Consider the following 5,440-nt stretch of genomic DNA (forward strand, 5'->3'; position numbering starts at 1 on the left):
GACGATAGTTGCAAGGGGCAAATTAAAGGCGGATTAGCTTACCACAAGCAAACTAAGCTGTTAAGCATTTAATTTGCATATTGAGGCCGCAGGGGGGCAGGGGGCAGGGAGCAAGGGAGAGGGTTTGCAGCTTTTCTTCCCATGAAAATGGTGCAATTTAAATGACGATTAGCTTATACAACAGTAATTAGAATTAGTAGCTATTTGCGATCGCCTTTAGTGTTGGCGTAGCAATCGCTCCTCCTCAAACGCAATATCCTGTTAACCGATGCAGATTTAGCCTCCAAGGGAAGAACTGCTGTTCAATGCCAAAGCCGTTGAAAGCCAAGAGCGATCGCTAGCAAGGGCAAATACATTTATTGGCACTTGTTGAGAGTTCCTCATGCCTTGCCCTTCTCTCAATTGAGATCGTTGCGATTAAGTGTCGGCTCTTGTTGCACCTCAGAAAAACGTGAATACTTAACCGCATCGGTAGGAGGATAATCTGCCGACGCTGCAATTAACCCAATTTTTATAGCCTCGAAATAAATCACACCACCAATACGTCGTTCTGCTTGGAAAGCTCCATGAAATAAATGATACAAAGCTATGTAGAGAAGCAAAAAGGTAAGTAATCTTTACTGCCCTGCCAAACAAATGCTTACAAGTTTTGTGGATGACACCATCTAGGTATTGATTATAAGTAGGCTCACCCAGTTCGGTAAATTTTGGGTGATCCGCAAAATGATCCATATAAAATAACTAGAGATCGAACAAGTCTGGTTCATTCGTCAGTTTTTGCTTGAGTTCTTGCAATCGGTCGATTTTCATATAGCATTAAAAATCATGAGTAATAATGAGTTTCATCCTTGCCCCATCTGTTCGACCCCAACTCGATATTCTGCAAGATATCCACGCGCAGTCTGTGATAATTGCTATAGCAAAGCAAGTGATGCTCAAGGACGAAAGTTGAGTTTCTTTAATACCTCAATAAGTGGAGGATTTGAGGCAGTTGTAACTGAAACTCAAGAGGAATACCAAAGTAATATTTGCTACATTGAAGGAGTAAAGTGCTGGGCTGATGAAGCTTGGTTGGTGGCATTGTTGTTGAAACTATGATAGATGATGATTTGCTTAATCACTAAGAACGCTTTCATGCTCAACCATGACCAAAAAAAATTTGCTAAACAATGAAATTTTCACTATAGACAATATTCTTTCACCACAAGAGTGTGCGGAGTATGTTGCTTTAACCGAAAACATCGGTTATACAGATGCCCCAATTACTACCTTACGAGGTTTTGAAATACGTCCTGATATCCGCAATAATAAGCGCGTTATACTAGATGATCCGCAACGGGCTTTTGATTTATGGCAGCGTGTGTCAAATTATATTCCTAATATCATTGGCAGATGGGAAGCGGTGGGGCTGAATGAGCGTTTTCGTTTTTATCGCTATGATCCAGGACAAAGATTTGCGATTCATCATGACGGTTCTTATCGGCGCTCTAACGGTGAGGAAAGCCTATTGAGCTTCATGATTTATCTAAATCAAGGTTTTGCAGGTGGCGAAACCCGTTTTCATTTTGATAGGCGATACTATGAACATTTACCTAGTATCACTGTAGTTCCAGTAACAGGTATGGCTTTGTGCTTTGTCCATGAACTAGTACATGAAGGCACTCCTGTTAACCAAGGGCGAAAGTACGTTTTGCGCTCGGATGTTATGTACTCTCAAAAATCAAAAGTCTTTTAAACGGCCTTTGTTTTTCTGCCAACAGAAATTTTGGAGCATATTTGCATTGCAGATCCATCAAAAGTGTTCAAGTTATTTTTGCATGGCTCATATCATGTTTGGGAAATCACTAAAACTAAACTGGCTGTACCCATCAATTCAAAGCCGCCACAGGAGTAGTCGTGCATTGTTAATTTTCATGTGTTGCTTGATTTTTATTCCTTGTTCCCTTTCCTAACATGAGTTAGTAATGGTAAATTTCCAATACTTGCAATACTTTAGGGTGATTTATGAACAAAGGCGAACTAGTGGATACTGTAGCAGCAAAGACCAACATCACAAAAAAGCAAGCCGATGAAGTGATATCAGCTTTTTTAGAAGTAGTTACCGAAGCTGTAGCTAATGGAGATAAGGTAACGCTGATTGGGTTTGGCTCATTCGAGCGACGGGAACGTGCCGAGCGTGAAGGGCGTAACCCAAAAACCAAGGAGACAATTACAATTCCAGCTACCAGAGTTCCTGCATTTTCTGCTGGTAAACAGTTTCGAGAAAAAGTCGCACCATAAGTCGTAACTGTCAATTCGTAGATGTTACAGATGGCGATCGCCACTTGCGACACTGTGCGCTTCTTGTGATCGCTCCTACCCAGATATTTGCATTCTGCCCAATTCGGCAGACTTGGATTGCCCTGATATTCCCTACCGCAGATTTAAAGTGGTTCCATCAGATCCGCACGGGTTTGATAGGGATGGGGATGGTGTGGGTTGCGAAAGGTGATTATGCCAAAATGCGGATTCTAGTGATTTTTGTTTAAGTCGCGTTAATTAATGACTGATAAAGGTTGTAGTAATTATTGTTCTACAAATGGTACTACAACTGCGTCACCGTCTTGTAATTCAATATCTTGGCTTAAATCTTCTGCTGATAAGTATTTGTACAGGTTTACATCAATTGTTTGCTTAGTTTCATTAAATACTTGTCGGCGGATTTGAACTCGACGAATATCAGCATATTGAGTAATTCCACCTGCCGCCTGGATCGCTTGAGTTACAGTAGCTAATGAGCAAGGCTTTGCCAAATGTTGGCTCTGTGGTGCAGTTTTCAGCAGAAAATAAGCTCCAGGATATTGGACTTCTCCAATCACGGCAATATGAACCTGATGTTGTGTATGGCTTTGAGTACTAGGCTGTACTTGATTAGGTTTGTTGGCACACAAGCTAGTTCTATCATCAGGCAACGGTGTAGCTAATACTGGTAGACAAGCTATTTGTAGAGGTAAAACAGTCATCAAAAGGCTGATGGAAGTTAAATTTTTCATAAAAACAGCTTTAAGATCGGATTACAATACACCAATAACCAAACAAGACTAAAGTTCTTTTTGTTTAGTTTCTCAGTACTGGCTATTTTAAAGCAATCCCAATTACTAGTGTATTACAGTCGGTATCCGTGACTTTGATCAGATGTCTTGGCTAGAATACTGATTAAGTTAGTGCTAAGTTGTAGTCGATGCGAGAAAGCCCCTGCCACAAATGATCATTTGGTTGAATGGAGCCTTTGGAGTTGGCAAAACCCAAACTGCCTTCGAGCTACACAGCAGAGTCCCTGGTAGTTTTGTCTTCGACCCTGAACAAATTGGCTTTGCACTTCGTAAAGTTGTACCGCCATCAATGCATAGGGACTTCCAGGATCATCCGGTGTGGCGCGAGTTTACTTTTCAGAGCCTACGGTATGTTGCAGAAAATTTTGTCGGAGAAATTATTGTTCCAATGACCGTCGTGAATCCTCTCTACTATGAGCAAACCGTAGAAGCATTGCGTAAAGAGGGATGGAAGGTGCATCATTTTACTCTACTGGCTTCTCGCAAAACGGTTTTGCGTCGGTTGCGTCGGCGCGGGGATGGCAGTAACTCTTGGGGCGCGCATCAACTTGATCGTTGCTTAAAATCCTTATCTGATCAGAGGTTTTCGATTCATCTCAACACGGAAGGTAAAGCAATTGAGGCTGTTGCAGAGGAAATTGCTCATTATGCAGGTCTTGATCTCAAACCTCCAACTTGGCATCCAATCTTGCGTCCTCTAAAACGGATGATTGTGCAGGCACGCTATGTTCGTTTCTAGTCAGTTGATTGTGACGATCACGGCGGATGGTCGAGAAGTTTCGATAGTATGGAAAGTTGACTCACCACCGCTTATCTTAGTCGTTATACGGCTCAAGTTTTCAGCAATGGACGAATGAGAGATCGCACTTTGGGCTAAAATCACCAGCTTACTCAATACCTTTGCCAAAATAAGAGCCTACAAAAATTTGGGCAAAACTGGCAAAATCATTCATAAATAAGCGTTTAGCTGACAAGATGGATTTGACTCTCAAACCCTTGATGCTACGTGAAATACGTTAAAAAAGCCTTGCGAGAAACCTGAAAGTAATTTTTAGGTATTATTGTTTTTGCCTAGCTTCGGAGAAATGGGAGTTTTACATCAACTTGTCCTCGTAAATTGGCGAAGGTATTGGGTGAACTCTACTGCCCAGATGTTCCCGGCTCAATATGCGCCCCAAGCTGAAGAACTCGTCCAAGATCATCAGCATTCCGCCAAGTTTCAACTAGGTTAGCATGGTTTCCCCTGCATCCAATTCACCATCATATTGCCAGAGATACGTCATCATTGACCCGATCCAGGTGCCCACATACCGCTGTTTTTGTGGGTCGTAGCCTAGGGTCATCAGCGTTGTTACAGAACCACAGCCAGGCATTTCGCCCTGCCCTTCCGCCAATACCCAAAGTCTAGCCAGTGAGCAGCTTTCGCTGTGCCCAAGGCAATGCACAGTCTCTGTTCCCGTTGATTTTACGGGAGGTTGATCGGGTTCCATCATCGCTTCGATTTCATACGTCCACTCACCGACGAGTTTCTGGAGCCACTGATGTTCTTTCTTTTTGCGGTTGAGCAGGCATGGGTGAGGTTTGTTCAGCTTGGTTGGGTTCCATTGGGTTATCTCCTTTTGTGAATCATTGTGAGGTCTGATTGAGACTTGCAAGTGCAGCTGCGATTCGCCCAGATGCCTTTGGTCGTTTGTACATTCGTTCCATGTAGTCCACCAGCGTGGGGAAAGTGGCGAGTAGCTGAACTTCGTTCGCCCAATCCAGTGTGTAAGTGTAGCGACCTGCAATACTAATCGCTCAAACCTGCAATCAAGACATTTACAAACCAGGATTATCTGCAACTATAATTGTGCTTCAGCCAGGATTAAATGCAACTGAGCCAGGATTATTTGCAACCAACCTGCAATCATCGGTTTGAGCCAGGATTAAATGCAATCTCTTAAAGTAAAAAAAACGAACGGTTTCTTAACTGCGTCACCAGTAAGGCTTAGAGTTACTTTTACCATTGGGTTTTAAGTAAAAAAACTCGGTAAATATTTCATTGTTAATTTATCAAATTCTCAAATGAGTTTTTTGACAAACTTCTGGCAATCCTGAAAACCCAGTCTTAGTATATTGTTGAGCACCTGTGCAAATAAACAAGCGTCGAAACGGATGATTGCAGGCTGGTTGCATTTAATCCTGGCTCAGTTGCAGTTAATCCTGGCTCAACTGAAATTATAGTTGCAAATAATCCTGGCTGAAAACAACGATGATTGCAGGTCGGGGGATTTATAATTGCAGGTCGCTACATCTAACGGGACTTAAACAAAACAAAAAAGTAAAAAAGGCTATAATGCTTAAATAGC

At 42.3% G+C, this 5,440-nt stretch carries 9 protein-coding genes; 6 read left to right on the top strand and 3 right to left on the bottom strand.

From position 1 onward, the window contains the following. Positions 1-398 precede the first annotated feature (398 nt). Positions 399-602: a hypothetical protein gene (locus tag AC5JL8_RS03655; RefSeq protein ID WP_495878421.1), complete on the bottom strand. Its 204-nt coding sequence runs from the start codon at positions 600-602 to the stop codon at positions 399-401. A gap of 223 nt (positions 603-825) precedes the next feature. On the opposite strand from AC5JL8_RS03655, the gene AC5JL8_RS03660 reads away from it, so the two are divergent. The 4 genes from AC5JL8_RS03660 to AC5JL8_RS03675 all read left to right on the top strand — a co-directional run bounded on the left by AC5JL8_RS03660 (position 826) and on the right by AC5JL8_RS03675 (position 2,528). Continuing rightward, a complete protein-coding gene (locus AC5JL8_RS03660) occupies positions 826-1,098 on the top strand; it encodes a hypothetical protein (RefSeq protein ID WP_495878422.1) in 273 nt (90 codons plus the stop codon). 46 nt (positions 1,099-1,144) lie between these two features. Continuing rightward, positions 1,145-1,735 (top strand): prolyl hydroxylase family protein, encoded by a 591-nt coding sequence (locus tag AC5JL8_RS03665; protein ID WP_495878423.1) that lies wholly within the window; start codon positions 1,145-1,147, stop codon positions 1,733-1,735. A 269-nt stretch (positions 1,736-2,004) separates the two neighbouring features. Further along, complete coding sequence (locus AC5JL8_RS03670) at positions 2,005-2,280, top strand: HU family DNA-binding protein (RefSeq protein WP_495878424.1); 276 nt, start codon at positions 2,005-2,007, stop codon at positions 2,278-2,280. Positions 2,281-2,345: 65 nt separating this feature from the next. Beyond that, positions 2,346-2,528: a hypothetical protein gene (locus AC5JL8_RS03675; protein ID WP_495878425.1), complete on the top strand. Its 183-nt coding sequence runs from the start codon at positions 2,346-2,348 to the stop codon at positions 2,526-2,528. Positions 2,529-2,564: 36 nt separating this feature from the next. Here AC5JL8_RS03675 and AC5JL8_RS03680 read toward each other — a convergent pair whose 3' ends face one another. Further along, positions 2,565-3,032 carry a polysaccharide biosynthesis/export family protein gene (locus tag AC5JL8_RS03680; RefSeq protein ID WP_495878426.1) on the bottom strand — a complete coding sequence of 156 codons (468 nt, stop codon included), beginning with the start codon at positions 3,030-3,032 and terminating at the stop codon, positions 2,565-2,567. Between the two features lie 211 nt (positions 3,033-3,243). Between AC5JL8_RS03680 and AC5JL8_RS03685 the strand changes: the two genes are divergently transcribed. Both AC5JL8_RS03685 and AC5JL8_RS03690 read left to right on the top strand, forming a co-directional pair. Then, positions 3,244-3,831, top strand: coding sequence for an AAA family ATPase (locus AC5JL8_RS03685; RefSeq protein ID WP_495878427.1), 588 nt, complete (start codon positions 3,244-3,246; stop codon positions 3,829-3,831). After that, the gene (locus AC5JL8_RS03690; RefSeq protein WP_495878428.1) at positions 3,818-3,949 is read left to right on the top strand and encodes a hypothetical protein; all 132 of its coding nucleotides are present in this window, start codon (positions 3,818-3,820) and stop codon (positions 3,947-3,949) included. The genes AC5JL8_RS03685 and AC5JL8_RS03690 overlap by 14 nt, the downstream gene beginning before the upstream one ends. 366 nt (positions 3,950-4,315) lie before the next feature. Here AC5JL8_RS03690 and AC5JL8_RS03695 read toward each other — a convergent pair whose 3' ends face one another. After that, entirely contained in the window at positions 4,316-4,585 is a 270-nt protein-coding gene (locus AC5JL8_RS03695) for a DUF1579 family protein (RefSeq protein WP_495878429.1), read from the bottom strand. Positions 4,586-5,440 lie beyond the last annotated feature (855 nt).

The organism is Mojavia sp. (genome assembly GCF_059505145.1).